This window comes from Mesorhizobium sp. M7A.F.Ca.AU.001.01.1.1 (genome assembly GCF_004022735.1).
In the GTDB taxonomy this organism is placed as follows: domain Bacteria; phylum Pseudomonadota; class Alphaproteobacteria; order Rhizobiales; family Rhizobiaceae; genus Mesorhizobium; species Mesorhizobium ciceri.
The window spans coordinates 1-550 of the sequence record NZ_RZPF01001327.1; the positions used below are offsets into that span (position 1 = coordinate 1).

Annotated in this window: 1 protein-coding gene; it reads right to left on the reverse strand. The window is 64.7% G+C overall.

The annotated features are described in order from the left end of the window. Window positions 1–500 (reverse strand): alpha/beta hydrolase (locus tag EN884_RS37975; RefSeq protein WP_164895518.1); only part of this gene is annotated, 500 nt, incomplete at its 3' end. Window positions 501–550 lie beyond the last annotated feature (50 nt).

The following is a 550-nucleotide window of genomic DNA, read 5'->3' on the forward strand; positions in this document are numbered from 1 at the left end:
GCCTCGAGCCGCGTGGTCAGGTTCGGTGGGCAGATCGGATCGCGCTTGCCGGCGGTCACCAGGATATGGCGGCCGGCGAGGCTGCCCTTGACCTCAGGTTCGAACGGGATCAGCGGATGCATCAGCACCGACGCGTCGAACAGCGCTGGAACCGCGAACACCACCGAGGCTAGGACATTGGCGCCGTTGGAATAGCCGAGACCCAGCACGGCCGATGGCTTCGCTGCTTCAACATGGGCCTTGACGAAGCCCGCCATCTTGGTCGTCGCCCGCGCCAGGTCGTCCATATCGTAGATGCCCTCGGCGGCGCGGCGAAAGAAGCGCGCGGCACCTTGTTCCGACACATCACCGCGCGGCGAGACGATGGTTGCCTGGGGCGCGAGATCGCGCCCCAGCGACAGAAGCTGATTCTCATCGCCTCCCGTGCCATGGAAGACGAACAGCAATGGACCGCCCGGCGAACCGGGCAGCACCTTGTGGATGTAAGCGTCCTTGCTCATGGTCTCAGCCTTCCAACTTCTGCAGATGCTGCTCGAGATAGGGCCGCAGG